The 24,315-nt window shown below is 60.8% G+C and carries 23 protein-coding genes and 1 pseudogene; 12 read left to right on the forward strand and 12 right to left on the reverse strand.

What is annotated here, in order from left to right; translation table 11 throughout:
* The 9 genes from VJV58_RS11945 to VJV58_RS11985 form a co-directional block, all read left to right on the forward strand.
* Positions 1–897, forward strand: an 897-nt coding sequence (locus VJV58_RS11945; protein WP_324137553.1) for a glutamate-5-semialdehyde dehydrogenase, incomplete at its 5' end; no start/stop codon positions are given.
* A gap of 25 nt (positions 898–922) precedes the next feature.
* Positions 923–1,573 carry a nicotinate-nucleotide adenylyltransferase gene (locus VJV58_RS11950; RefSeq protein WP_324137554.1) on the forward strand — a complete coding sequence of 217 codons (651 nt, stop codon included), beginning with the start codon at positions 923–925 and terminating at the stop codon, positions 1,571–1,573.
* A 171-nt stretch (positions 1,574–1,744) separates the two neighbouring features.
* Positions 1,745–2,101, forward strand: a complete 357-nt coding sequence (rsfS, locus tag VJV58_RS11955; protein ID WP_324137555.1) for a ribosome silencing factor — start codon at positions 1,745–1,747, stop codon at positions 2,099–2,101.
* Between the two features lie 181 nt (positions 2,102–2,282).
* A complete protein-coding gene (gene rlmH / locus VJV58_RS11960; protein ID WP_324137556.1) occupies positions 2,283–2,765 on the forward strand; it encodes a 23S rRNA (pseudouridine(1915)-N(3))-methyltransferase RlmH in 483 nt (160 codons plus the stop codon).
* Between the two features lie 42 nt (positions 2,766–2,807).
* Positions 2,808–4,190, forward strand: a complete 1,383-nt coding sequence (locus tag VJV58_RS11965; RefSeq protein ID WP_324137557.1) for a murein hydrolase activator EnvC family protein — start codon at positions 2,808–2,810, stop codon at positions 4,188–4,190.
* On the forward strand, positions 4,187–5,530 hold the full coding sequence (locus tag VJV58_RS11970) for a S41 family peptidase (protein ID WP_324137558.1): 1,344 nt from the start codon (positions 4,187–4,189) through the stop codon (positions 5,528–5,530). The genes VJV58_RS11965 and VJV58_RS11970 overlap by 4 nt, the downstream gene beginning before the upstream one ends.
* A 176-nt stretch (positions 5,531–5,706) precedes the next feature.
* Positions 5,707–6,903, forward strand: a complete 1,197-nt coding sequence (locus VJV58_RS11975) for a divergent polysaccharide deacetylase family protein (protein ID WP_324137559.1) — start codon at positions 5,707–5,709, stop codon at positions 6,901–6,903.
* A gap of 78 nt (positions 6,904–6,981) precedes the next feature.
* Positions 6,982–7,491, forward strand: a complete 510-nt coding sequence (locus VJV58_RS11980; protein WP_324137560.1) for an RNA pyrophosphohydrolase — start codon at positions 6,982–6,984, stop codon at positions 7,489–7,491.
* Positions 7,492–7,870: 379 nt separating this feature from the next.
* Entirely contained in the window at positions 7,871–8,395 is a 525-nt protein-coding gene (locus VJV58_RS11985) for an RNA pyrophosphohydrolase (protein WP_324137575.1), read from the forward strand.
* A gap of 9 nt (positions 8,396–8,404) precedes the next feature.
* Here the strand turns inward: VJV58_RS11985 and VJV58_RS11990 are convergent, their stop codons facing one another.
* The 5 genes from VJV58_RS11990 to VJV58_RS12010 form a co-directional block, all read right to left on the reverse strand.
* Complete coding sequence (locus VJV58_RS11990) at positions 8,405–8,812, reverse strand: F0F1 ATP synthase subunit epsilon (protein ID WP_324137561.1); 408 nt, start codon at positions 8,810–8,812, stop codon at positions 8,405–8,407.
* Positions 8,813–8,911: 99 nt separating this feature from the next.
* On the reverse strand, positions 8,912–10,342 hold the full coding sequence (gene atpD, locus VJV58_RS11995) for a F0F1 ATP synthase subunit beta (RefSeq protein WP_324137562.1): 1,431 nt from the start codon (positions 10,340–10,342) through the stop codon (positions 8,912–8,914).
* 47 nt (positions 10,343–10,389) lie between these two features.
* A complete protein-coding gene (locus VJV58_RS12000) occupies positions 10,390–11,268 on the reverse strand; it encodes a F0F1 ATP synthase subunit gamma (RefSeq protein WP_324137563.1) in 879 nt (292 codons plus the stop codon).
* A 27-nt stretch (positions 11,269–11,295) separates the two neighbouring features.
* Complete coding sequence (atpA, locus tag VJV58_RS12005; RefSeq protein ID WP_324137564.1) at positions 11,296–12,825, reverse strand: F0F1 ATP synthase subunit alpha; 1,530 nt, start codon at positions 12,823–12,825, stop codon at positions 11,296–11,298.
* Positions 12,825–13,385 (reverse strand): F0F1 ATP synthase subunit delta, encoded by a 561-nt coding sequence (locus tag VJV58_RS12010; protein WP_324137565.1) that lies wholly within the window; start codon positions 13,383–13,385, stop codon positions 12,825–12,827. The genes atpA and VJV58_RS12010 overlap by 1 nt, the downstream gene beginning before the upstream one ends.
* Positions 13,386–14,025: 640 nt before the next feature.
* On the opposite strand from VJV58_RS12010, the gene VJV58_RS12015 reads away from it, so the two are divergent.
* On the forward strand, positions 14,026–14,523 hold the full coding sequence (locus VJV58_RS12015; protein ID WP_324137566.1) for a septal ring lytic transglycosylase RlpA family protein: 498 nt from the start codon (positions 14,026–14,028) through the stop codon (positions 14,521–14,523).
* Positions 14,524–14,656: 133 nt separating this feature from the next.
* Here the strand turns inward: VJV58_RS12015 and VJV58_RS12020 are convergent, their stop codons facing one another.
* Positions 14,657–16,867 carry a primosomal protein N' gene (locus VJV58_RS12020; RefSeq protein ID WP_324137567.1) on the reverse strand — a complete coding sequence of 737 codons (2,211 nt, stop codon included), beginning with the start codon at positions 16,865–16,867 and terminating at the stop codon, positions 14,657–14,659.
* Between the two features lie 180 nt (positions 16,868–17,047).
* Between VJV58_RS12020 and VJV58_RS12025 the strand changes: the two genes are divergently transcribed.
* Together VJV58_RS12025 and VJV58_RS12030 are read left to right on the forward strand one after the other, a co-directional pair.
* Positions 17,048–18,016, forward strand: coding sequence for a tyrosine recombinase XerC (locus tag VJV58_RS12025; RefSeq protein ID WP_324137568.1), 969 nt, complete (start codon positions 17,048–17,050; stop codon positions 18,014–18,016).
* 101 nt (positions 18,017–18,117) lie between these two features.
* The gene (locus tag VJV58_RS12030) at positions 18,118–18,708 is read left to right on the forward strand and encodes a DUF4337 domain-containing protein (RefSeq protein WP_324137569.1); all 591 of its coding nucleotides are present in this window, start codon (positions 18,118–18,120) and stop codon (positions 18,706–18,708) included.
* A 77-nt stretch (positions 18,709–18,785) separates the two neighbouring features.
* On the opposite strand, the gene VJV58_RS12035 is transcribed toward VJV58_RS12030, so the two are convergent.
* The 6 genes and pseudogenes from VJV58_RS12035 to sucA form a co-directional block, all read right to left on the reverse strand.
* Positions 18,786–19,322 carry a hypothetical protein gene (locus tag VJV58_RS12035; protein ID WP_324137570.1) on the reverse strand — a complete coding sequence of 179 codons (537 nt, stop codon included), beginning with the start codon at positions 19,320–19,322 and terminating at the stop codon, positions 18,786–18,788.
* Between the two features lie 28 nt (positions 19,323–19,350).
* Positions 19,351–20,754 carry a dihydrolipoyl dehydrogenase gene (lpdA, locus tag VJV58_RS12040; RefSeq protein WP_324137571.1) on the reverse strand — a complete coding sequence of 468 codons (1,404 nt, stop codon included), beginning with the start codon at positions 20,752–20,754 and terminating at the stop codon, positions 19,351–19,353.
* Between the two features lie 36 nt (positions 20,755–20,790).
* On the reverse strand, positions 20,791–21,537 hold the full coding sequence (locus VJV58_RS12045) for an SDR family oxidoreductase (RefSeq protein ID WP_324137572.1): 747 nt from the start codon (positions 21,535–21,537) through the stop codon (positions 20,791–20,793).
* Positions 21,534–21,701, reverse strand: a complete 168-nt coding sequence (locus tag VJV58_RS12050) for a hypothetical protein (RefSeq protein ID WP_324137573.1) — start codon at positions 21,699–21,701, stop codon at positions 21,534–21,536. The genes VJV58_RS12045 and VJV58_RS12050 overlap by 4 nt, the downstream gene beginning before the upstream one ends.
* A gap of 1 nt (position 21,702) precedes the next feature.
* Positions 21,703–22,944, reverse strand: coding sequence for a 2-oxoglutarate dehydrogenase complex dihydrolipoyllysine-residue succinyltransferase (gene odhB / locus VJV58_RS12055; protein ID WP_324137574.1), 1,242 nt, complete (start codon positions 22,942–22,944; stop codon positions 21,703–21,705).
* A 90-nt stretch (positions 22,945–23,034) separates the two neighbouring features.
* Positions 23,035–24,315: pseudogene (gene sucA / locus VJV58_RS12060) on the reverse strand (2-oxoglutarate dehydrogenase E1 component); the annotation flags it as partial.

The raw sequence follows: 24,315 nt of genomic DNA on the forward strand, positions 1-24,315 counted from the left end.
GTTATTTTCGAAAGTCGCCCCAACGTCGCTGCCGATGCCGGCGTGCTGTGCCTGAAATCCGGCAACGCGGTAATTCTGCGCGGAGGCTCCGAGAGTTTCCGCTCCTGCCGTGCCATCCACGATTGTCTGGTGCAAGGCTTGCGCGAGGCCGGTCTGCCCGAGGCGGCGATCACGCTGGTGCCGACGCGCGACCGCGCCGCCGTGGGCCTGCTGCTAAGCGGTCTCAATGGCGGAGTCGACGTGATCGTGCCGCGCGGGGGCAAGAGCCTAGTGGCGCGGGTTGAAGCCGAGGCACGCGTGCCGGTGTTCGCGCATCTGGAAGGCGTCAACCACGTCTATGTCGATCGTGCCGCCAATCTTGAGATGGCGAAATCGATCGTGCTGAACGCCAAGATGCGCCGGCCTGGCGTCTGCGGCGCGGCCGAAACCCTGCTGGTCGATCGCGCTGGCGCGTCGACCACGTTAAGGCCATTGGTCGAAATGCTGATCGATGCCGGCTGCGAGGTCCGCGGCGACGAAACCGTGCAGCGAACCGATTCCAGGGTGAAGCCGGCGACCGACGAAGACTGGGGTATCGAATATGAGGACGCCATCATCGCAGCCAAAGTGGTCGACGGTCTTGACGAAGCGATTACGCATATTCACACCCACGGTTCACATCACACCGATGCAATCGTAACCGAAGACGAAGCCACCGCGCGGCGGTTTCTCGATCAGGTCGATTCGGCGATCGTGCTGCACAACGCATCGACCCAGTTCGCCGACGGGGGCGAGTTCGGTTTCGGCGCCGAAATCGGCATTGCAACCGGCAAATTTCACGCTCGCGGTCCAGTCGGCGCGGAGCAACTGACCAGCTTCAAGTACCTCGTCCATGGCACCGGGCAGACTCGCCCGTGAGCGCCAGCCCGTTCCTCAGCATGCGATGGCGCAGTTGAACTTGGCTTCCGCCGCAACGCAGTCCGTCGCTCAAGCTCTGCCGCTGCACACCGCGGGCATGCGTATCGGACTGCTCGGCGGGTCGTTTAACCCGCCTCATGAAGCGCATCGGGCGATCAGTCTGTTTGCGATCAAGCGGTTGCAACTTGACCGCGTGTGGTGGCTCGTAAGTCCGGGCAATCCGCTCAAGGAACATGGCGTCTTGCGCAGCCTCGAACAGCGCGTGAGGGCGGCGCGCCAGATGGCCAATGATGGACGCATCGACATCAGCTGTCTCGAATCCGTCATTGGCACGCAATATACTGCCGACACCATGAGCTATCTGCGCCGCCGAGTTTCCGGGCTGCGCCTGGTCTGGATCATGGGTGCCGACAATCTCGCGCAATTTCACCGCTGGCAGAACTGGCGGCGGATCGCATCGGAGGTGCCGTTGGCCATCATCGACCGTCCCGGGCAAAACTTTCGCGCGCTGGCGGCGCCCGCCGCGCAAGCGCTGGCGCGTTATCGATTGCCCGAAAGCAAGGCGGCCAGACTTGCGGATCTGCGCCCGCCGGCATGGGTATTTCTGACCGGCCTCAAGCTGGATCTGTCCTCGACCGGGCTGCGGAACCCGAACGGCAGTTGGAAGAACAAGTGAGGGAAGCGCCACTGGAATGTTGAAACCATTAACCCCACATGTCTAGTATGCAAGTGGGCGCTTCGGATTCGGCGCTCGCGATACAGCGAAAGGAAATGGTCCCTGGCCACATCTGTATTGTCCAAGTCTGTTTTACCGAAAGCGCGTAAAACATCGACACACGCCGCGGCCTTGAAGGCGCAACCCGACGCCGACAAGACCCTCAATATGATCCTCTCTCGCCTGGCTGATATGAAGGCGGAAGCAACGGTCACCATCGACCTTCGTGGTAAATCTGCATTTTCCGACTATATGATCGTCACTTCGGGCCGGGCAAACCGGCACGTCGGCGCGATCGCGGACAATGTTGCGAAAGGCCTGAAGGAAACCGGTATCAAACCCATCCACATCGAAGGCTTGCCCAATTGCGACTGGGTGTTGATCGACTCCGGTGACGTGATCGTGCACGTGTTCAGGCCGGAGGTGCGCGAGTTCTACAATCTGGAAAAATTGTGGACTCAGGGCCCGATATCGGCGAAGGCGATCTAACGAACCCTTGAGCCGAAGGAACGGCTCAGGCGCATGTCGGACATGCTGGCCGCCGCAAGGCGTGGCCTTTGCGGTGTTGTCACCGCATGGCGCACCAATGTTGATTTCAGGACTTTTGTGCGGCAAATCGGCTTGCGCGTTCGGATCAGGTTCGAGGCGACGCCTTCGCGGAAGTGCCACCATGCGCCTCATCCTCGTTTCAATTGGCCGGCTCAAGCAAGGCCCGGAGCGCGAACTGACTGAGCGCTATCGGGAGCGCTTCCATGACCTCGGTCGCAAGCTCGGCTTTCGAGGCCTCGATATCCACGAAATTGCCGAAAGCCGCGCGCGCGATAGCGCCACGCGGATGAGCGAGGAAGCGGCCTCCATTTCGGCCGCGATTCCCGAGAAATCCGTGCTCGTAGCGCTTGACGAGCACGGCGAAAACATCGATAGCGCAACGTTTGCAGGGCATCTTGGCCGCTGGCGAGACCAGCAGGTCCCAAACACAATTTTCACAATCGGCGGCGCGGACGGACTTTCGCCCGAATTGCGGCGCAAGGCGAAGCTGACGATGGCGTTCGGCTGCGCGACCTGGCCGCACCAAATGGTTCGCATCATGCTTTTGGAACAAATTTATCGGGCCGCTACCATATTGGCGGGACACCCGTATCACCGCGCGTAAGCCGCGCCAGACGCAAGCCTTGAAAGAGCGCCGCCAGGTTCAATGCAGCCAACCCGGGACAATCATTCTTATCCTGAGACGATCGGCCAGAGCCGCATATTTTCCGTTCGTATTCCGCTTTCGATCGCGTTGTTGTCCGCGGGATTTTCAGGGTTGAGCCTTGCGCCAGCCTCGGCACAGCTCGCAAGCACAACACCGCAGGCAGCGGCAGCTTCGCCGGACACGATCAAACAGCGTGAGCAAGAACTCGAGGCCACCCGCGCGCAGCAAAAGAGCTCCGTGGAAGCGCAAGCGAAGCTCAAGGCCGAAATCGAAGCGATCGGTCAGGACCGCAGCAAGCTCAATGAGCAACTTATTGATATCGCCTCGCAAGTGCGTGGCGTCGAGACCAGGATCGGCGATGCCGAGGCGCGGCTGCGTCCGCTCGATTTGCGCGAGCAGCAGATTCGCAGCTCGCTCGATTCGCGCCGTTCCGAGATCATCGAGGTGCTGGCGGCCCTGCAACGCGCCGGACGGCGCACCCCGCCGGCCTTGCTGGTACGCCCTGAAGACGCGCTGGAATCGCTTCGGACCGCGATGCTGCTTGGCTCGGTGGTGCCGGAGTTGCGCGGGCGGGCGGAAAAGTTGAGCACCGATCTGGCCGAGCTGGTTACGCTACGCAAAGCCATCGCCACCGAGCGGGCCACCCTCGCGCTTGATCGCGACAAGCTAAGGGATAACCAGACACGGCTCGCCGCGCTGGTCGATGAGCGGCAGCGGCAACAGAGTTCGATCGAAAAGGACATGGAATTGGAAGGCGCGCGTGCAATCGCGTTATCCAAGCAGGTCGACAGCCTGCAAGGCCTGATTGCGAAGATGGAGCAGGATCTGAAGAGTGCAGCCAAGGTGGCTGCCGCCGCCAGCCTGCAAGGCGCGCCCGCAGCCGCTAACGGCAAACCGAATCTGGGCGCGCTTCGAGACCCGGCCCGGCTCGCGCCGGCGATCGCGTTTGCTTCAGCCAAGGGTTTATTTGCGCTGCCGGTTAATGGCGTGAAGATTCGTGATTTTGGCGGTTCCGATGGCGCAGGTGGCGTACAAAAAGGCATTTCCTTGGCTAGCCGGCCAGGTGCACAGGTCACAACACCGTGTGATGGCTGGGTTGTGTATGCAGGTCCGTTCCGCAGCTACGGACAACTCTTGATCCTCAATGCCGGTGGCGGGTATCATGTATTGATCGCCGGGATGGAGCGCATTTCGGTTAATATCGGCCAGTTTGTACTTACGGGTGAGCCGGTCGCGACCATGGGGACAACATCCCAGGTCGCATCTGTTCTCGCGACCAACGCGAGCCAACCCGTGCTCTATGTTGAGTTCCGTAAGGACGGCACTCCAATCGATCCAGGCCCATGGTGGGCCGCAAATGAAGGCGAAAAGGTCCGCGGATGATGCGCAAGACTTCTGTAGTTCTCCTCAGCGCCGTGACGGGCGCAGCACTGACGTTGTTTGTGACTCAGCCTCGCGCGGTGTTGATGGGATCGAGCGCGCGGGCCGCGACCTCGGACACCTATCGCCAGCTCAATCTGTTCGGAGACGTGTTCGAGCGGGTCCGTAGCGACTACGTCGAGAAGCCCGACGACAGCAAGCTGGTCGAATCGGCAATCAGCGGAATGCTGGCCGGGCTCGATCCGCATTCAAGCTACATGGACGCCAAGAGCTTCCGGGACATGCAGGTGCAGACCCGCGGTGAGTTCGGCGGTCTCGGCATCGAAGTCACCATGGAAGATGGCCTGATCAAGGTTGTCTCGCCAATCGACGAGACGCCGGCCTCCAAGGCCGGCATCATGGCAAACGACATCATCACCAATCTTGACGATGAAGCCGTGCAGGGTCTGACCCTCAATCAGGCCGTCGAGAAAATGCGCGGCCCGGTCAACACCAAGATCAGGCTGAAGATCATCCGCAAAGGTCAGGACAACCCGATCGAAGTCACGTTGGTTCGGGATAACATCCGTGTCCGCTCGGTGCGGGCGCGCGTGGAAGCTGACGACATCGCCTATATCCGGATCACCACCTTTAACGAGCAAACGACCGAAGGCCTGAAGCGGGAAGTCGCCAATCTCACCAATCAGATCGGCGACAAGCTGAAGGGCTTCGTCATCGACCTGCGCAACAATCCCGGCGGTCTGCTTGAAGAAGCCGTCACCGTGTCCGACGCCTTCCTCGAGCGCGGCGAGATCGTCTCGACGCGCGGTCGCAATGCGGAGGAAACCCAGCGCCGTTCCGCCCATCCCGGTGATCTAACCAAGGGCAAGCCGGTTATCGTTCTCATCAACGGCGGCTCGGCCTCGGCTTCCGAAATCGTGGCCGGCGCGCTGCAGGATCACAAGCGTGCGACGCTGGTCGGCACGCGTTCCTTCGGCAAGGGTTCGGTGCAAACCATCATCCCGCTCGGCTCCGGTAATGGCGCGCTCCGGCTTACCACCGCGCGCTACTTCACGCCTTCGGGCAAGTCGATCCAGGCTAAGGGCATCGTTCCCGATATCGAAGTGCTGCAGGACGTGCCCGACGAGTTGAAAGCGCGGACCGACACCAAGGGGGAAGCATCCCTGCGCGGCCACTTGAAATCGGAAGGCGACGAGAAGACCGGGTCGCAATCCTACGTGCCGCCGGATGCCAAGGACGACAAGGCGCTCAAGACCGCGGACGACCTCTTGCACGGGATCAAGACCAACACGACGGCGGATAAGACTACGACGGACAAGTCTGCCAGCAAGGCCGCGAACTGAACGCCTCGGCGGCTCGCTAATGCATTCGAAAGGGCGGCTTTGAGGCCGCCCTTTTTTGCGCGCGCGGCCAGCTTGACACGCGCCTGAGCCGACTCTCGCAAAGAGCCGTAGCCGGTCAACGCTGCCGCCGGCTTGCCCCGCCGTGGTATCGTCACCCTGCTGATTCGGGGAGGTTCATGGCAGACACGGCCGACGATCTGAGCACGCCACTTGGACAGGACACGTTACGCCGGAAGCGACGCTACCGGCTGCCCTTTACCGGCACCCAGGCGATTGCGGTACTGCTCGGCCTGTTTCTGGTCACTTTCCTTGGCTTCGCGGTGTTCAACGACAATCCGTTGGGTGGTGAGCCGATCGCACGCGTAGCAATACGTCAGGCGACCCAGGAAAAAGCGAGCGCGACAACCCCGGATGCTTCCGCGCACGCGGCTAAATCCGCGCCAAAACAGGCGACCGCAGGCGGACAGAAGACCGTCACCATTATCGATGGATCCAGTGGCACGCGCCAAAGCGTCGTGATCGCGGGTGACGCGGCGGAGCAAGCCGGGCCCGACGAAGTCTCTGGAATCATGGCCGGCATCGATACGCGTCTTCTGGAGAAATCACGTCACGGCATGATCCCCGCGATCTTCGACGGCGTAAAACCATTCACGGCCTATGCCGCGGACGCCGACCGCGCCAAGGCGGCCCGGATGCCAATCGTTGCCATCGTCGTCGCCGGCCTTGGTGTCGGCGCCGCCAAAACGACTGACGCCATCATGAAACTGCCGGCGGCGGTGACGCTGGCATTTACGCCCTATGGCGCCGATCCCCGCAAGTTGGCTGAGCAGGCGCGCGCGCAGCACCATGAAATTCTGCTGCAGGTCCCGATGGAGCCGTTTGATTATCCTGACAACGATCCAGGCCCGCAAACCCTCCTGACGACGCTGACACCGGAGCAGAACATCGACCGGCTGTATTGGCACCTCAGCCGATTCCAGGGGTATGCCGGCATTGCCAACTTCATGGGCTCGCGCTTCGTTGTCAGTGATGCGGTGATGCAGCCCATCCTCCGCGAGGCCGCCAAGCGCGGACTTGGTTACCTCGATGACGGTGCTGCGCCGCGTAGCGTCGCCGCTACCCTTGCGGCCGGTCAAACCGTGCCCTTCGCCAAGGCAGATATCTCGATCGATGCCGTGCCAACGGCGGTGGAAATCGACCGGGCGTTGGCCAAACTCGAAACACTGGCGAAAGAACGAGGAATGGCGGTTGGCATCGCTTCGGCGCTGCCGATTTCGATCGAGCGCATCGGCGTCTGGACCAAGGCGCTTGAAGGCCGTGGCATCATGCTTGCTCCATTGACAACAGCGATGCTGAAATCAAAATCCGGTTGAACATCAATCGGCTGGTGCGACGCGAGCCTGTTTCAGTCCACCGCTGAAGGCCGTGTAAGTACGGAGAGGCTCTGAGGGATGGCGCGCTACGACGACCTGCCGTATCGAACATGCGTCGGCATGATGCTGATCAACCGGGCAGGGCTTGTCTTCATCGGTCGCCGCGCCGGCGGCATCGAACACGTTGACGAAGCGCACGTCTGGCAGATGCCGCAAGGCGGGGTTGATCCGGGCGAGGACACCTGGGAAGCCGCGAAACGGGAACTCTACGAGGAAACTAGCGTCCGTTCGGTCGAGAAGATAGGGGAACTGCCCGAGTGGCTCATTTACGATATCCCCCGAACCGTTGCCGGGCGCGCCTGGAAGGGACGCTACCGCGGCCAGCGGCAGAAATGGTACGCGGTGCGCTTCACCGGCGACGATTCCGAGATCAATGTCGCCAGCCCGGGCGGCGGGCACAAGGCGGAGTTTGTTAGCTGGCGCTGGGAGCCCATGAAGAATCTCCCCGAACTGATCGTGCCGTTCAAACGGCCGGTTTACGAACGGGTAGTGAAGGAATTCTCGAGGCTCGTACCGGCTGGAGCGTAATCCGGAATCTGGAACGTGTTTTCGACGGTGCTGCAGTAAACATGAGATCAGAGGCCGGCGATTTACACGGGCGGCTGACACGCCGACGGCGCTACCATCAGCAAACACAGCACGTGACCTTCATCCAGGGGGGCATCGCAAAGCGATGCGTCTCGAAAGATCGAGATAACGCGCGCCCGAGCGGGGTTGAATGATTCCGGCCTCGTGGGTTCGAGACGCGCGGCTTTGCCGCGCTCCTCACCATGAGAAACTGGCGAAGTGTGCGGCGGCTTGGCAATAACATCATGCGCCATTCAGTGACCAGCACGCGGTTGACCTGATAGGCTCATGATCTCAGTTCTGTTGGCGCCGGCGCACGCACCGAATGACAGCAATCAATATGACGGATGAAAAACCGTATCGCCCCAATGTGGGGATCGCGCTGTTCGACGCTTCCGGTCGTGTGCTGATTGGGCGTCGCTTCAGGGATGACGGACCGGAAATCATTCTGCCCGGCCTTGAGTGGCAGATGCCCCAAGGAGGAATCGATGCCAACGAAAATCCGCGCGAGGCGATGATGCGCGAACTCTGGGAAGAAACGGGCGTGGTCAACGCCTCATATCTTGGTGAAACCGATTGGTTGACTTATGAATTTCCGCCGTTCGCCGGACCGCTTTCACATCGATTGGCCCAATTCCGCGGCCAGCGCCAGAAATGGTTCGCACTGCGCTTCACTGGCTCAGACGACGAGATCGATCCGCTGACGCCTCGTAATGGACAGGCAGTTGAATTCGACTGTTGGCGATGGGAACGTCTCGAGCGCGTGGCCGAGATCGTGGTGCCATTCAGGCGCGACGTATACCGGATCGTCGCCCAACAATTCGGAGTGTTTGCCGCTACGGGCCGTGATCAACCGACCGCGTGAAATCGTGCTCTAATGTAGCGCGGTGGTGTTGAGCTGATGCTGGATGCTCTTGAAATGATCGAGCCGTTCGATCGCGCGGTCGAGCGCCGAGCCTTCCTTTTCGGACAGTTTGGCTTCCATCTCCGAGATCTTGTCGGCGAACCGCGCCCGATCGAGCTCTTCGATCGAAGTGGCCACGTCGGCCAGAACCGTAAGACCGTTGTCCGACATTTCGGCCAGGCCGCCGAGCACGATCATTTTCTGGTGCGTGCCTCCTGACGTCACCGTCAGGATTCCGGGCCGGATCGCCGCCACGATCGGCGCATGACCGGCGAGCACGCCGAAGTCGCCTTCGACTCCCGGAACATCGACCTGATCAACCTCGCCGGAGAAAGCAAGCTTTTCGGGCGAGACGAGATCGAAGTGGAAGGTGGCCATGGGATACCCAAAAATTGCAAATGGCTTAGATGAGCGATGGCTTAGATCAGTCCGAGGTAGCGACGGTGACTTTTTTAATCGATGCTTGCCGTGCGTCTACTACGCTGCTTCCGCCGCGAGCTTCTTGCCCTTTTCAACCGCCTCTTCGATGTTGCCGACCATGTAGAAGGCGGCCTCAGGCAGATGATCGTACTTGCCTTCGCATAGCCCGCGGAAACCCTTGATGGTATCGGCGAGATCGACGAATTTTCCCGGCGAGCCGGTGAAGACTTCGGCGACAAAGAAGGGCTGCGAGAGAAAGCGCTCGACCTTGCGCGCGCGCGCCACCGTGACCTTGTCCTCTTCTGAAAGCTCGTCCATGCCCAGAATGGCGATGATGTCCTGCAGCGATTTGTAACGCTGCAGCACCTGCTGGACCATGCGCGCGGTCTGATAGTGCTCCTCTCCCACGATCAGTGGTGAGAGCATGCGCGATGTCGAATCCAGGGGATCCACCGCGGGATAGATACCCTTTTCCGAAATCGCGCGGTTCAGCACCGTCGTCGCATCCAAGTGGGCGAACGAAGTCGCGGGCGCCGGGTCGGTCAAGTCGTCGGCCGGCACGTAGATCGCTTGCACCGAGGTGATCGAACCTTTGTTAGTCGTGGTGATGCGCTCCTGCAGCGCGCCCATGTCGGTGGCGAGGGTGGGCTGATAGCCCACCGCGGATGGAATACGGCCGAGCAGCGCAGACACTTCCGAACCCGCCTGAGTAAACCGGAAGATATTGTCGACGAAGAACAGCACGTCCTGGCCCTGATCGCGGAAGTATTCGGCGACCGTAAGTCCGGTCAAACCGACGCGCGCACGCGCGCCAGGGGGCTCGTTCATCTGCCCATACACCAGCGCGCATTTGGAGCCTTCGCCGCCGCCCTTTTTGTTGACGCCCGACTCGATGAACTCGTGATAGAGGTCGTTGCCTTCGCGGGTACGCTCGCCGACGCCTGCGAATACCGAATATCCACCGTGGGCACGGGCGACGTTGTTGATCAGCTCCTGAATCAGAACCGTTTTGCCGACGCCCGCGCCGCCGAACAGGCCGACCTTGCCGCCCTTGGCGTAGGGCGCCAATAGATCCACGACTTTGATGCCGGTGACGAGAATTTCAGCTTCCGTGGACTGATCGGTGTAAGTCGGCGCTTCCTGATGGATCGCGCGCATGCCCTCCGCTTTCACCGGGCCCTCTTCATCGACCGGCTCGCCGATGACGTTGATGATGCGCCCGAGCGTGCCGGCACCGACGGGCACTCGGATCGGCGCGCCGGTGTCGTTCACCTCCTGACCGCGCACCAGGCCTTCTGTGGTGTCCATCGCGATCGTACGCACGGTGGATTCACCGAGATGCTGAGCGACTTCAAGCACCAGGCGGTTGCCGCCGTTCTTGGTTTCGATCGCGTTCAAAATCGCGGGCAAGTAGCCTTCGAACTGCACGTCGACAACGGCGCCGATGACTTGCGTGATGCGCCCGGTCTGGTTGGCGGATGTAGCCATGGAAACTCTCTCCTTCGAATTCGTATATCAAACGACCGCTGCGGCGATCAGATAGCCTCGGCGCCGGAGATGATTTCAATCAGCTCCTTGGTGATCATCGCCTGCCGGGTCCGGTTGTACATCAGAGTCTGTTTGCGGATCATCTCGCCAGCGTTGCGGGTGGCGTTGTCCATCGCGCTCATCTGCGCACCGTAGAACGAGGCGTTGTTCTCCAACAGGGCACGAAAAATCTGCACCGCGAGATTGCGCGGCAAAAGACCGCTAAGAATCTCATCCTCTTCGGGCTCGTATTCATAAGAGGTCGCGGGGCCGGCATTGGCAGGGCGCGCTTCCACCACCAGCGGAATAATCTGCTGCGCGGTCGGAATCTGCGCGATCACCGACTTGAAACGTGAATAGAACAGGGTGCAGACGTCGAACTCGCCTGCCTCGAAACGCGCAATGACTTTCTTGGCGATATCTTCGGCGTTCACAAAGGCAAGCTGACGAACCGACCGCAGCTCGACATGCTCGACGATCTGCTTCTCGAAAGTGCGTCGCAGCTGGTCGTAACCCTTACGACCAACGCAGAAGAATTTGACTTGTTTGCCCTGATTCATCAGCGCCAGCGCGCGCTCGCGGGCAAGACGAACGATCGATGAGTTGAAGGCGCCGGAAAGACCGCGTTCACCTGTACAGACCAGCAGAAGGTGCACCTGATCGCTGCCGGTTCCGGCCAGCAGCACGGGCGCGCCCGGCGAGCCCACCGTCGCGTTCGCAATGCCGGAAATAACCGCGTCCATCTTTTCCGCATAGGGCCGCGCCGCTTCAGCGGCGTTCTGAGCGCGGCGCAGCTTCGAGGCCGCGACCATTTGCATGGCCTTGGTGATCTTCTGCGTCGCCTTGGTGGAGGCGATGCGGACCCGCATGTCTTTCAAGCTGGCCATTGCGGCTGACTTATCCCGAATGTCTTATTAGGCGAATGTCTTGGCGTAGCCCTCGACCACCGTCTTGAGCTTGGCGGCGGTATCGTCGCTGAGATCACGGGTATCGCGGATGGCGTTGAGGATGTCGACGTTCTTTCCGCGCAGCAGCGAAAGCAAGCCATCTTCAAAGCTTCGCACCTTGGCGACCGGAAGCGCATCGAGATAGCCGTTGACGCCCGCGTAGATCACCACGACCTGCTCTTCCATCTTCAGCGGCGAGAACTGCGGCTGCTTGAGAAGTTCGGTCAGTCGCGAGCCGCGGTTGAGCAGCCGCTGGGTCGATGCATCGAGATCGGAGCCGAACTGCGCGAACGCGGCCATTTCGCGGTATTGAGCAAGTTCGCCCTTGATCCTGCCCGCAACTTTTTTCATTGCCTTGGTTTGTGCCGAAGACCCAACGCGCGACACTGAAAGGCCGACGTTCACGGCCGGACGAATGCCCTGGAAGAACAGATCGGTCTCAAGGAAGATCTGGCCGTCGGTGATCGAGATGACGTTGGTCGGAATGTAGGCCGAAACGTCGTTGGCCTGCGTTTCGATGATCGGCAGCGCCGTCAACGATCCCGAGCCGTGGTCGTCATTCAGCTTGGCTGCGCGCTCGAGCAGGCGCGAATGCAGGTAGAACACATCCCCAGGGTAAGCTTCGCGGCCGGGCGGCCGCCGCAGCAGCAGCGACATCTGACGGTACGCGACGGCCTGCTTTGAAAGATCGTCATAGATGATGACCGCGTGCATGCCGTTGTCGCGGAAATATTCGCCCATCGTGCAGCCGGTGAATGGGGCGATATATTGCATAGGGGCCGGATCGGAAGCGGTCGCCGCCACGATGATGGAATATTCCAACGCACCCTGCTCTTCGAGCACCTTGACGAACTGAGCCACCGTCGAACGCTTCTGACCGATCGCGACGTAGACGCAATACAGCTTGATCTTCTCGTCCGGTTGGGCGTTGAGCGGCTTCTGGTTCAGGATGCTGTCCAGCGCAATCGCGGTCTTGCCGGTTTGCCGGTCCCCGATGATCAGCTCGCGCTGGCCGCGACCGATCGGGATCAGCGCGTCGATGGCCTTCAGGCCGGTCGCCATCGGCTCATTGACCGATTTGCGCGGAATGATGCCGGGCGCCTTGACGTCGACGCGCTTGCGCTCGCTCGCCTGGATCGGGCCCTTGCCATCGATCGGATTGCCGAGCGCGTCAACTACGCGACCCAGCAGGCCTTTGCCAACCGGCGTATCAACGATGGCGCGGGTGCGCTTGACCGTCTGGCCTTCCTTGATCTCGCGGTCCGCGCCGAAGATCACGATGCCGACGTTGTCGGTTTCGAGGTTCAGCGCCATGCCGCGAGTACCGTTTTCGAACTCGACCATTTCGCCGGCCTGGACGTTGTCGAGGCCATAGACGCGCGCAATGCCGTCACCGACTGACAACACCTGTCCGACTTCGGAAACCTCGGCTTCCTGGCCGAAATTCTTGATCTGATCCTTGAGGATCGCGGAAATTTCCGCGGCGCGGATATCCATCAGCCTGCCTCTTTCATCGCGTGCTTGATCGAATTGAGTTTAGTGCGAAGCGAACTATCCACCATGCGGCTGCCGAGCTTGACGACCAGGCCGCCGATAATGGAGCGATCGACTTTGACGTTGAGCGTAACATCCTTGCCGGTCACCGACTTCAGTGCGACCTTCAGGGACTCGAGATTCTTGTCGCTGAGCGGCTCGGCTACGGTTACTTCCGCGGTCGCTTCGCCCTTGAAATTGGCAACCAGAGCGCGAAATGCGCGGATCACGTCCGTGACCGCAAACAGCCGCCGATTAGCGGTGAGAAGCTTCAGGAAGTTCGCGGAAATGCCGGTGATGCCCGCGTTCTCGAGTACCGCGCTCAGCGCCCTTGACTGCGCGTCAGCCGAAAACACCGGGCTGCGGACCAGCCGCTTGAGGTCGGCGCTGCCGGCCAGCATCGTATCGAATCTATCGAGGTCGTTCTTGACCGCATCGACCATTTTTTCATCGCGCGCCAGCTCGAACAGGGCCGTTGCATAACGGCCGGACACTCCCGAAACGGTCGGATCTTTTGCAGCCACAGGCGCGCTCTTTTTGCTGTCAAACTCGCAAGGGGGAAAACCGTCGCCAACGATGCGGCGCCTGCGATCCAAGCCCTTGGAATTCAAGCGGGACTTCGATTTTCGACCAGTATGGGTAATACCATGATCGTTAAAATCGCGGCTTTGCTAACATAGCATGAGCGCAGGTGCAACATAACCTGGGCCGCCGCTGCGCCATGTCACATGCAGCAGACCAATCGTCGCCTCGGCTGCACACCAAGGCAGCGTCGGCGATCGCAACGTTCGGGCCTCCTCACAGATCGTAGCCCCGGATTTTGTTCCACTCGCATGTGCGCCTGCTCAATGAACACACAGGCTGGAACCGTGGCGGTTCAGGGCGATCATTACTTGGTGAAAAACTTGGCCCTCCGGAATAAAACTTGGTTCAGCAGTAATTTGAAGTAATACGTAGTAAAAAGCATACAAGATTTGGTAATTGACGTTCTTAAACTAGAAGCTAAGTTGGGTAACGAGTTGTTTCAGGTTGAGACAAACGGGTTTTACGACCGCTTTTCTGCCTCATTAGACCAGCAAACGGCTCGCATGCGAAATGGAGCGGGGGTTCCACTTGTCACACATGTGACAATACTATCTTGAGGGACTTATATATATGCTGAGTATGCTGAAATTGAAAAACGCGAGACTGGGAAATGCCGCCCGGCCACGCACCGCGCTAGCCGTCGTAGCCGCAACTGTTCTGATCGGTGGCAGCATCACCGAAGCTTCGGCGAAGTCGCATCGGCATCATCATCACGCCTATCGCCATCATCACGCCAGCAACGCTCCGGCCGCCTCCTCTTCGAGCGCCTGGCGCAATGCCAACGCGTCGATCGGAGGACGTAGTTTCTCGGGGATCGCGTCTTACTACGGTAACGAGTCCGGGAGCCGAACCGCCTCAGGCCAGCGCTTCAACCAGAACGCCTTGACCGCAGCCCACCGTTCGCTGCCGTTCGGGACCAAGCTCCGGGTAACGCACGGTAGCCGCAGCGTCGTGGTGACGATTAACGATCGCGGCCCATTCATCCGTGGCCGGGTCCTCGACTTATCAACCGCCGCCGCGCGTGCGGTCGGTCTGACGGGAGCCGGCGTGGGACGCGTAACGGCCGAGGTCATCTGACGCTGGGCACGCCCCAGCTTCTCGGCTGAGAAACTGCCCGAAATAAAAAGGAGCCTGCCTTCGTCAGCGAGGGCAGGCTTTCTTTATGTTTGTTTGGTTGCGGCCACTCAGAGTTTGAGCTTCTAAATCCACGTCACAAAAAGGTCTGCGGATCGACGTCGACCTCAAGCTTGAGATTGCCTTTGGTCTTCGGACCGGCCGCGAGCCACTCGCGGAGATATTCCGATAGATCGACGAGCCGCGCCGCCTTTACGAGTAGCCTGAATCGATAACGGCCCTTGATGACTGCAAGCGGCGCTTCGGCGGGTCCCAACACCTGAATTCTCGGATCAATCGGTGCAATTGCAGCCAGCTTGCGCGCAAAACCTTCAGCGCTCGGGCGATCCCCCGCCGAAATGATCAGGCTCGCCAACCGGCCGAATGGCGGATAGCCGGCGCGCTCCCGGTTTTCGATCTCGCTCGCGTAGAATGCCGCGCGATCGCACGCTACCAGCGCCTTCATCACGGGGTGCTCGGGTTGATGCGTCTGCAAATAGCCGACGCCGCGTCCCTGATCGCGCCCGGCACGTCCGATCACCTGATTTAGCAGTTGAAACGTGCGCTCGGCGGCACGAGGGTCGCCGTTGCCGAGCCCGAGATCGGCGTCAACCACGCCAACCAGATTGAGCCGGGGAAAGTTATGGCCTTTGGCCACGAGCTGGGTGCCGATGATGATATCGACTCGGCCCTCCGCGATCTCGTTCAATTCAGTGCGCATGGTCTCGATGGATGTGATCAGGTCGCTCGACAACACCATCGTCCGCGCGGTCGGGAACAGGTTGGCGGCTTCTTCCTGCAGGCGTTCGACCCCCGGACCGACCGCAACCAGTGATTCCTCGGCGGCGCAATGCGGGCAAAGATGCGGACGTGGCATCGAGAAGCCGCAATGGTGGCAAACCAGGCGCTTGCGAAAACGGTGATCGACCAGCCAGGCGTCGCAGATGGTACAGGCAAACCGATGCCCGCAGGCCCGGCATAACGTCAGGGGCGCATAGCCTCGCCGATTGAGGAACAGCAGCGCCTGCTCGCGGCGCTCGACCGCAATCTGTATCTGTTCAGCGAGCCTTGGGGAAATGAAGCGACCCCGCGGCGGCGCCTCGCGACGCAGATCGATCGCCTCGATATGCGGCATGTGCTGGCCGCCAAACCTTGAGGGCAGCACGATACGCTGATAGCGGCCCTTCCGCGCATTCACTTCGGTCTCAACCGAAGGCGTCGCCGAAGCCAGTACGACGGGAATTTTGGCAATGTGCGCGCGCACCACCGCCATGTCGCGGGCGTGGTAATGCGCGCCGTCATCCTGCTTGTAGGCTTGGTCGTGCTCCTCATCGACCACGATCAGTCCGAGATCGCCATACGGCAAAAACAGCGCCGAACGCGCACCAACCACGACGGGCGCTTCGGCGGCCGCGATCGCGGCCCAATTGCGCTGTCGTGTGCGGGGCGTCAGTTCGGAGTGCCATTCCAGTGGCCGCACGCCGAAGCGCTGTGCGAACCGATCGAGGAACTGACCGGTGAGCGCGATTTCCGGCATCAAGATTAGTGATTGTTTGCCACGACGGATGACCTCGACAATGGCCTCGAAGGACACTTCGGTCTTGCCCGAACCGGTGACGCCGTCGAGCAGCGCGACATGGAAGCTGCCATTGGCCGCGAGCGCCCGCATGGCATCCACCGCGGTGCGCTGCTGGCGGGAAAATTCGGGCGTGGCGAATGAAGGGTCCGGACCGGCCGGCGATACCGCGCGCGGCATCGGTTGCGCCATCAATGTGCCTTCGTCGACTAGGCCGTCAATCACGCTGGCGCTAACTCCGGCTTCCTTGGCGGCTTCGGATTTTCCGTGCAGCAGCCCGTCCGAGAGCACCTCGATCAGCCGTCGTCGCGCCGGTGTCAGCCGCTTGGGTGGTTCAGAAACCAGGCGAACGCCCATCCTGACCCGCTCCGGTCCGAGATGCTCGCCCATCCGCAGGCACATCCGCAGCACCATGCCGCGTGGCGATAGCGTGTAGTTGGCGACCCAATCCACCAGGGAGCGCAGTTCGTGCTTTAGCGGCGGCACGTCGAGTTTCTCCGCGACGTCCTTGAGGCGATTGTGCAGCCGCGGATCGGGGCTGGCATTCTCGGCCCATACCACGGCGACCACCTCACGCGGACCCAGCGGCACGCAGACGACATCGCCGGGCCTTAGCTCCATGCCGCGGGGCACCCGGTATGAATAATTCTGATTGAGCGCGACCGGCACCAGCACATCGACGACATGCGTCGATGATAAAGATGACGTAGTGGCACGGGCGGAATGGTCCATCGCAGAATCAGACTCGAAGCCAAAGGGCGCGCGCTAACTTAGGACCGCAACCGGATTGGGGCCAGTGTGCGGCAGCGGTGGGCGTCAATTAGTGAACGGTAAACGAAACAAGTGCGATATAGTCGCCACAAATCATCGAGCGCCATCCCCATCCTGAAGACCTTATTGGCTGAGCCACCCATGGCCGAATCAGCTCTCGCGCAACCGATCGAACTCCACTGTGCTGACGACGATCTCGCGCGTGAGATGACCCGTTGGCTTGCCCATTTGCGCAGCGAGCGCCGATTGTCACCGAAAACGTTGGACGCATATTCACGCGACGTTCGCCAGTGCCTCGCCTTTCTGAGCGAGCACTGGGGTTCACGAGTAACGCTGCCGGGCTTCGCCGCGCTGGAGGCCAGCGACATCAGGGCGTTCATGGCGATGCGGCGCAGCTCCGCGATCGGCGGCCGTTCCTTGATGCGAGCGCTCGCCGGCCTGCGTTCGTTCGGCCGCTTCCTCGAACGTGAGGGAAGCGGCAAAGTCGGGGCGTTGTCGGCGATCCGCGCGCCCAAAATTGGCAAGAGCCTGCCAAAGCCGGTTCCGGTGACGGCGGCGAAGCGTTTTGCCGACGCCGAGGAACGCGCCGGCGACACCCGTGATCCCTGGATCTGGGCCCGCGATGCCGCGGTGATGGCGCTGTTGTACGGCTCGGGATTGCGCATTTCGGAAGCGCTCGGTTTGCGACGCCGCGACGTGCCTTTGCCGGGCGCCGGTGACGTGCTGGTCGTGACCGGCAAGGGCAACAAGACCCGCATGGTGCCCGTTCTGCAAAACGTGCTGCAGCTTGTGCAGGACTACGTGGCGATGTGCCCCCATCAATTGCCGCCGGAGGGGCCGATCTTTGTCGGCGCCCGCGGGGGACCGCTCAGCCCGCGAATTATCCAGCTCACGATGGAACGGCTGCGCGGCGCGTTGGGCTTGCCGGATAGCGCGACACCCCACGCACTACGACATTCGTTCGCGACCCACCTGTTGGGTCGCGGCGGCGATTTGCGCGCGATCCAGGAATTGCTCGGCCATGCTTCGCTTTCGACGACGCAGATCTACACTGGCATCGATAGCGAGCGGCTGCTCGAGGTCTATAAAACCGCGCATCCGCGCGCCTGAGGGCGCATTCCCAAACGTGATGTCACCTTCGCATCCGCTTTGCTCTTGCGCAGACGGAATTGTTCGGTCAATCGTTGAGACGGGCTACCCGGGAGGCAATCATGAGCGCACACGAAAGCATGGAGCACGCCGAACACGTCGAGCACGCTTCCGGCGAGAACAAGAAGATCGCATTGCTCATTGCGGTGATCGCGCTCTTCCTTGCGCTTTCGGAAACACTCGGCAAGGGTGCCCAGACCGAATCCATCAGCAAGAACGTCGAGGCTTCGAACCTTTGGGCATTCTTTCAGGCCAAGAGCATTCGCCGCACCGTGGTGCAAACGGCTTCGGACCAATCTAAACTAAGCCTCGGCAGCTTGGGCGACGCCAACGCCAAGGCGGCGCTGCAAAAGCAGATCGACGATTGGCAGAAAACGGCCGGGCGCTATCGTTCCGAACCCGAGACCGGTGAAGGCACCGAGCAGCTTGCCGAACGCGCCAAGCACGCCGAGGAAGAGCGCGACCTCGCCACCGCGAAGTATCATCACTTCGAGCTCGCGTCGGCGGCATTTCAGATCGGCATCGTGCTGGCTTCGGCGACCATCATCACCGGCATCATCGCATTGGCGTGGATTTCGGGCCTGTTGACGCTAGCCGGAATTGCATTTACCGCGCTCGGCGCGTTCATGCCGCATCTGCTGCACCTGCATTAGAGTGTTTTCGAGCGAAGTGGATGCCTGTTCGCGTGAAGAAAACGCGTCAGAAGAATCTTGGGACCAGCCAATTGAGATCAGCGCGCTTCGTGCACGCTTTTTCGGAAGCGCTGGATTAGCCGCAGCGTGCGTGACGACCAACCGCTGCCGCTGCCATCGCCACCCAACGCTTCCCTGATGCGCGATTTGATGGGGTCGACGAGCTCGCTTGCTTTCGCTCTCACCTCGATCACGAAATCATAAAGGGCTTCGAACCAATTCATTTCCAGCAATTTGTCCCGCGTCACATCGAACACGAAAGCAGCGACGCCAACGCCGAGGAACTTGGCCAGGATGATGGTGAGCACCGCGCTCATCCAATGTTCGTGTGCGAGCAGCCAGAAGCCGACAAGCTTCAGAGGAAACAGCGGGATCACCGGCACGACAAAGACGATCAATGTCATCGCCGGGGACAGAGTATCAACGCGGTCAGCGAGCCATTGCTTGAAGGCGCGTAGCGGGATCAGCGCCACGAACCAGGCAACGATCGGCTCGAGATGGTCCCACAGCCAGGCCTCGATCAGGAAGATGATCGCGAGCAGAACCCAGATCGGTTGAAGAATTCGCCGCATCATCCAAATTGTCCGGCTTGCCGGGCTGTCGTCACATATGGATCGCGCGCTTGCCGACTGCAAGCGCCGCTTCCTTGATGGCTTCCGAGCGAGTCGGATGGGCATGGCAGGTTCGTGCCAGGTCTTCGGCGGAGCCGCCAAATTCCATCAAAACACAGGCTTCATGGATCATTTCACCGGCTTCACGGCCGACGATGTGAACCCCGAGCACGCGATCTGTCTTCGCATCTGCGAGAATCTTTACGAACCCTTCGGTGGTCTGGTTGACCTTGGAGCGACCATTGGCCGTAAACGGGAATTTGCCTGACGTGTAGGCCACGCCGGCCTGTTTCAGCTCTTCCTCGGTCTTGCCCACCGCCGACACCTCGGGCGTGGTATACACCACGCCCGGTATGACGTCGTAGTTCACGTGACCAGCCTGCCCGGCAAGAATCTCCGCAACAGCGACGCCTTCGTCCTCCGCCTTGTGCGCGAGCATCGGCCCCGCGACCACATCGCCAATGGCGTAAACGCCTTTCACGCTCGTCGCGAAATGCGAATCGATCTTCACCCGCCCGCGCTCATCGAGCGCGACGCCGGCCTCTTTCAACCCAAGCCCCTCCGTGTACGGGACACGACCGATTGCGACCAGCACCACGTCAGCCTGCATAGTTTCGGACTTGCCGCCCGCAGCCGGCTCGACCTGCACCAACAACATCTTGCCCGAAGTGTCGACGTCACTGACCTTGGAGCCGAGCTTGAACGCGAAACCCTGCTTTTCGAGGATGCGCTGAAATTGCTTTGCGACTTCTCCATCCATGCCAGGCAAGATCCGGTCGAGAAACTCCACTACCGTGACCTGCGCGCCAAGGCGCTGCCAGACCGAGCCCAATTCGAGGCCGATCACTCCTGCACCGACGATCAGCAATTTTTGCGGCACTTTCTCGAGTGACAGCGCGCCAGTCGACGACACGATGCGCTTCTCATCGATCTCGATGCCGTTGAGTTGGGCGACATCGGAGCCGGTGGCGATGACAATGTTTTTGGTATCGAGCGACTGCGTCTTGCCATCGGCACCGGCCACTTCGACTTTACCGGCGCCGGCTATCTTGCCCTTGCCCGTGATGACATCAATCTTGTTTTTCTTCATCAGGAACTCGACGCCTTTGACGTTCCCGTCGATCCCCTGCTGCTTGAAATTCATCATCGCGCCAAGATCGAGCTTCGGCGCGGGAACGCCCACGCCCATTTTGGCGAAACTGTGCCCGGCCTCCTCGAACATTTCCGATGCGTGCAGCAATGCCTTCGACGGCATGCATCCGACGTTGAGGCAGGTACCGCCGAGTGTCGCGTTCTTCTCAACTACGGCGACCTTCATCCCGAGTTGGGCGGCCCTCACCGCGCAGACATATCCGCCAGGACCGGTGCCGATGACAACAAGATCGTAATTGGCCATGACTGGTAAACCCTGTAACTGAAGATTGACACGCGATCAGCGACCGCCGGACACATCGAGAATGGCGCTGGTCACGTAGGAAGCCTCGTCCGACATCAGCCAGAGGATAGCGTTTGCGATTTCCTCCGCGGTGCCGACGCGCTTCATCGGCACCATATGGCTGAGCCGGTGGGCACGGTCTGGCTCCCCGCCGCTGGCATGAATTTCAGTGTCGATCAGTCCGGGCCGGATCGCCGCGACGCGAATGCCCTCGCCGGCGACCTCGTGGCCCAGCCCTATCGTGAAGGAGTCAATTGCGCCCTTGGATGCGGCATAATCGACGTACGTATTGGGCGAGCCGAGTTTTGCGGCAACCGAGGACAGGTTGACGATGACGCCACCCTTGCCGCCGTGACGTGTCGACATCCGCTTCACGGCTTCGCGCGCGCAAAGGATACTTCCGCTGACATTGACAGCCATCATCCGCTGAATGCGCTCGGCGGACATTTCATCGACGCGCGACGTTGCGCCGACGATCCCGGCATTGTTGATCAGCGCGCCCAAGGTGCCGAACTTGTCGGCCGCCTCGAACAGCGCAAGGATATCGCTCTCCTTGCCGACGTCGCATTTCACTGCGATCGCCTTGCCGTTCTTCGCTTGGATGGCGGAGACCGCGCTTTGCGCCTCGGCTTCATGGCTGACGTATCCGACGCAAACCCGAAAGCCGCGGCCCGCGGCGGCGATGGCGGTAGCGCGGCCGATGCCGCGGCTTCCGCCGGTGACGATGGCAACTCTGTCAGTCAAAATTCACTCCCATTGATCATGACCCGATCAGTCAATCGGATCATCACCTCATGTGTCGATTTGAGCATGATCGCCGCGGTCTGATAGCCGGCGGACATCATCGAAGCGAGCCGTCGGTCCGGTGCTTGCGCTGATGTGCCGCCGATCGGCCAATCAAACCGCACGTCAAAGATCCAGCACCAGGCGTGCCGGATCCTCCAGGCTTTCCTTGACGCGCACCAGGAATGTCACGGCGTCCTTGCCGTCAATCACGCGGTGATCATAAGACAGCGCCAGGTACATCATCGGGCGAATTTCGACCTTGCCGCCGATCGCGACCGGACGATCCTGGATCTTGTGCATACCGAGAATGCCCGACTGCGGTGCGTTCAAGATCGGGGTCGACATCAGCGATCCATAGATGCCGCCGTTGGTGATAGTGAACGTGCCGCCCTGCATCTCATCGATCTTGAGCTGGCCATCGCGGGCGCGGCGGCCGAAATCAGCGATGCTCTTTTCGATTTCGGCGATCGACTTCTGGTCACAGTCGCGCACCACCGGCACCACCAGTCCCTTGTCGGTGCCGACAGCAACGCCGATGTGATAATAATTCTTGTAGATCAAGTCGGTGCCGTCGATCTCGGCATTGGCAGCGGGGATATCCTTTAGCGCCTGCACACAAGCTTTGGTGAAGAAGCCCATAAATCCCAGTTTGCTGGCGTGCTTCTTCTCGAACACGTCCTTGTACTGGGCTCGCATTGCCATGATGTGACTCATGTCGACTTCGTTGAACGTCGTCAGCATCGCGGCCGTGTTCTGGACGTCCTTCAAGCGGCGGGCGATGGTCTGGCGCAGGCGCGTCATCTTCACGCGCTCTTCGCGCGCGGCATCATCGGCCGGGGATGGAGCGCGCACCTGAACTGCTGCGGCGGGTTGATTGACCGGTGTCGGCGCGGACGCCGCCTTTTCGATTGCCGCGAGCATGTCGCCCTTGGTTACCCGGCCGTCCTTGCCGGAGCCAGGAACGGTAGCGGCATCGATCCCGCTTTCGGCGGAAATTTTGCGCACCGAAGGTGCCAGCGGCACGTCCGCCGGGGCAGCCTTCGGGACTGCTGGCGCCGGCGCAGCAGGGGCCGCAGCGCTTGGGGCGGCCTTTGCAGCGGGCGCTGCAGCCTTGGCAGAGGCACCGGCGCCACCTTCCTTGATCTGACCGAGCAACGCGCCCACCGCGACGGTCTCGCCATCTTTGGCAACGATCTCACCGAGCGTTCCTGCCGATGGCGCGGGGACTTCGATGGTGACCTTGTCGGTTTCGAGCTCGACCAACGGCTCATCGACGGCAACCGCATCGCCGGCCTTCTTGAACCAGCGGCCGATCGTGGCTTCGGTAACGGACTCGCCGAGCGTCGGCACGCGAATTTCAGTCATCGGTTCGTTTCCTCTCGCGTCGAGCCTGGCTTAAACATAAATCGTCGGGAAAAACCCTGCGCCGGCTTTCACGGCGCAGGATGCACTGGTTCAGTTCAGCGCCTCGTCGAGTAGCGCCTTCAGTTGCGCCACATGCTTGGACATCAAGCCTGTCGCGGTGGCCGCTGCCGCGGCGCGGCCGGCGTAACGCGGACGCTTGTTCGTCGCCTGGATCTGATTCAGCACCCATTCGAGATACGGCTCGATGAAATGCCAGGCCCCCATATTGCGCGGCTCTTCCTGACACCAAACCACCTCGGCCTTCTTGAAGCGTCCGAGCTCCTGCACCAGCGCCTTCAGCGGCACTGGATAGAGCTGCTCGATCCGCATCAGGTAAACGTCATCGATGCCGCGCTTTTCACGCTCCTCGTAGAGATCGTAATAGACCTTGCCGGAGCAAAGCACGACGCGGCGAATATCGGCGTCGGGCACCAGCTTGATTTTTTCGTCAGGCAGCATCGCCGCATCATCGTAGAGGATGCGATGAAACGTGGTGTTGGCTCCCAATTCATCCAGCTTCGAGACCGCACGCTTGTGGCGCAACAACGATTTCGGCGTCATGAGAATCAGCGGCTTGCGGATCTCACGATGCAATTGGCGCCGCAGGACGTGGAAGAAGTTGGCCGGCGTCGTGGGATGGACAACCTGCATATTGTCTTCGGCGCACATCTGCAGAAAGCGTTCCAGTCGAGCGGAAGAATGCTCCGGCCCCTGCCCTTCGTAGCCGTGCGGCAACATGCACACGAGGCCCGACATGCGCAGCCATTTGCGTTCGCCCGACGAGATGAACTGGTCGAACAGCACCTGGGCGCCGTTGGCGAAATCTCCGAACTGGGCTTCCCATACTGTCAGCGCGTTCGGCTCAGCGAGCGAATAACCGTATTCGAAGCCGAGCACCGCTTCTTCTGAAAGCAGCGAGTTGATGACTTCGTAGTGCCCCTGGTCGCCGCCGAGATGATTGAAAGGCGTGTAGCGGCTCTCGTCCTCCTGATCGATCAACACCGAGTGCCGCTGTGAGAAGGTGCCGCGTTCGCTATCCTGTCCCGATAGCCGGACGTGATGGCCTTCCTCCAACAGCGTACAGAACGCCAGCGCTTCGCCGGTCGCCCAATCAATGCCGACACCACTGTCGATCGCCTTGGCCCGATTTTCCAGAAAGCGCTGGATAGTACGATGAATCCTGAAGCCATCAGGCACCCTGGTGATCTTGCGGCCGATGTCCTTCAATACGGCGACGTCAACGCCGGTTACTCCGCGACGCGCCTCTTCTTCCGCGTCCGCCGATTTGAAGCCGGCCCATTTGCCGTCGAGCCAGTCCGCCTTGTTGGGCTT

The sequence above is a fragment of the Bradyrhizobium sp. genome (genome assembly GCF_035273305.1).
In the GTDB taxonomy this organism is placed as follows: Bacteria; Pseudomonadota; Alphaproteobacteria; order Rhizobiales; family Xanthobacteraceae; genus Bradyrhizobium.

What these genes read in the sequence shown, in the direction of transcription:
- atpD (WP_324137562.1), bottom strand. Translation starts at nt 10,342, where the DNA reads ATGGCTACATCCGCCAACCAGACCGGGCGCATCACGCAAGTCATCGGC.
- rlmH (WP_324137556.1), top strand. Translation starts at nt 2,283, where the DNA reads ATGCGCCTCATCCTCGTTTCAATTGGCCGGCTCAAGCAAGGCCCGGAG.
- lpdA (WP_324137571.1), bottom strand. Translation starts at nt 20,754, where the DNA reads ATGGCCAATTACGATCTTGTTGTCATCGGCACCGGTCCTGGCGGATAT.
- VJV58_RS11980 (WP_324137560.1), top strand. Translation starts at nt 6,982, where the DNA reads ATGGCGCGCTACGACGACCTGCCGTATCGAACATGCGTCGGCATGATG.
- VJV58_RS11950 (WP_324137554.1), top strand. Translation starts at nt 923, where the DNA reads ATGGCGCAGTTGAACTTGGCTTCCGCCGCAACGCAGTCCGTCGCTCAA.
- VJV58_RS12025 (WP_324137568.1), top strand. Translation starts at nt 17,048, where the DNA reads ATGGCCGAATCAGCTCTCGCGCAACCGATCGAACTCCACTGTGCTGAC.
- VJV58_RS12000 (WP_324137563.1), bottom strand. Translation starts at nt 11,268, where the DNA reads ATGGCCAGCTTGAAAGACATGCGGGTCCGCATCGCCTCCACCAAGGCG.
- VJV58_RS11990 (WP_324137561.1), bottom strand. Translation starts at nt 8,812, where the DNA reads ATGGCCACCTTCCACTTCGATCTCGTCTCGCCCGAAAAGCTTGCTTTC.
- VJV58_RS12015 (WP_324137566.1), top strand. Translation starts at nt 14,026, where the DNA reads ATGCTGAAATTGAAAAACGCGAGACTGGGAAATGCCGCCCGGCCACGC.
- odhB (WP_324137574.1), bottom strand. Translation starts at nt 22,944, where the DNA reads ATGACTGAAATTCGCGTGCCGACGCTCGGCGAGTCCGTTACCGAAGCC.
- VJV58_RS11975 (WP_324137559.1), top strand. Translation starts at nt 5,707, where the DNA reads ATGGCAGACACGGCCGACGATCTGAGCACGCCACTTGGACAGGACACG.
- atpA (WP_324137564.1), bottom strand. Translation starts at nt 12,825, where the DNA reads ATGGATATCCGCGCCGCGGAAATTTCCGCGATCCTCAAGGATCAGATC.
- VJV58_RS11985 (WP_324137575.1), top strand. Translation starts at nt 7,871, where the DNA reads ATGACGGATGAAAAACCGTATCGCCCCAATGTGGGGATCGCGCTGTTC.
- VJV58_RS11970 (WP_324137558.1), top strand. Translation starts at nt 4,187, where the DNA reads ATGATGCGCAAGACTTCTGTAGTTCTCCTCAGCGCCGTGACGGGCGCA.
- VJV58_RS11965 (WP_324137557.1), top strand. Translation starts at nt 2,808, where the DNA reads ATGCAGCCAACCCGGGACAATCATTCTTATCCTGAGACGATCGGCCAG.
- VJV58_RS12020 (WP_324137567.1), bottom strand. Translation starts at nt 16,867, where the DNA reads ATGGACCATTCCGCCCGTGCCACTACGTCATCTTTATCATCGACGCAT.
- VJV58_RS12030 (WP_324137569.1), top strand. Translation starts at nt 18,118, where the DNA reads ATGAGCGCACACGAAAGCATGGAGCACGCCGAACACGTCGAGCACGCT.
- VJV58_RS12035 (WP_324137570.1), bottom strand. Translation starts at nt 19,322, where the DNA reads ATGATGCGGCGAATTCTTCAACCGATCTGGGTTCTGCTCGCGATCATC.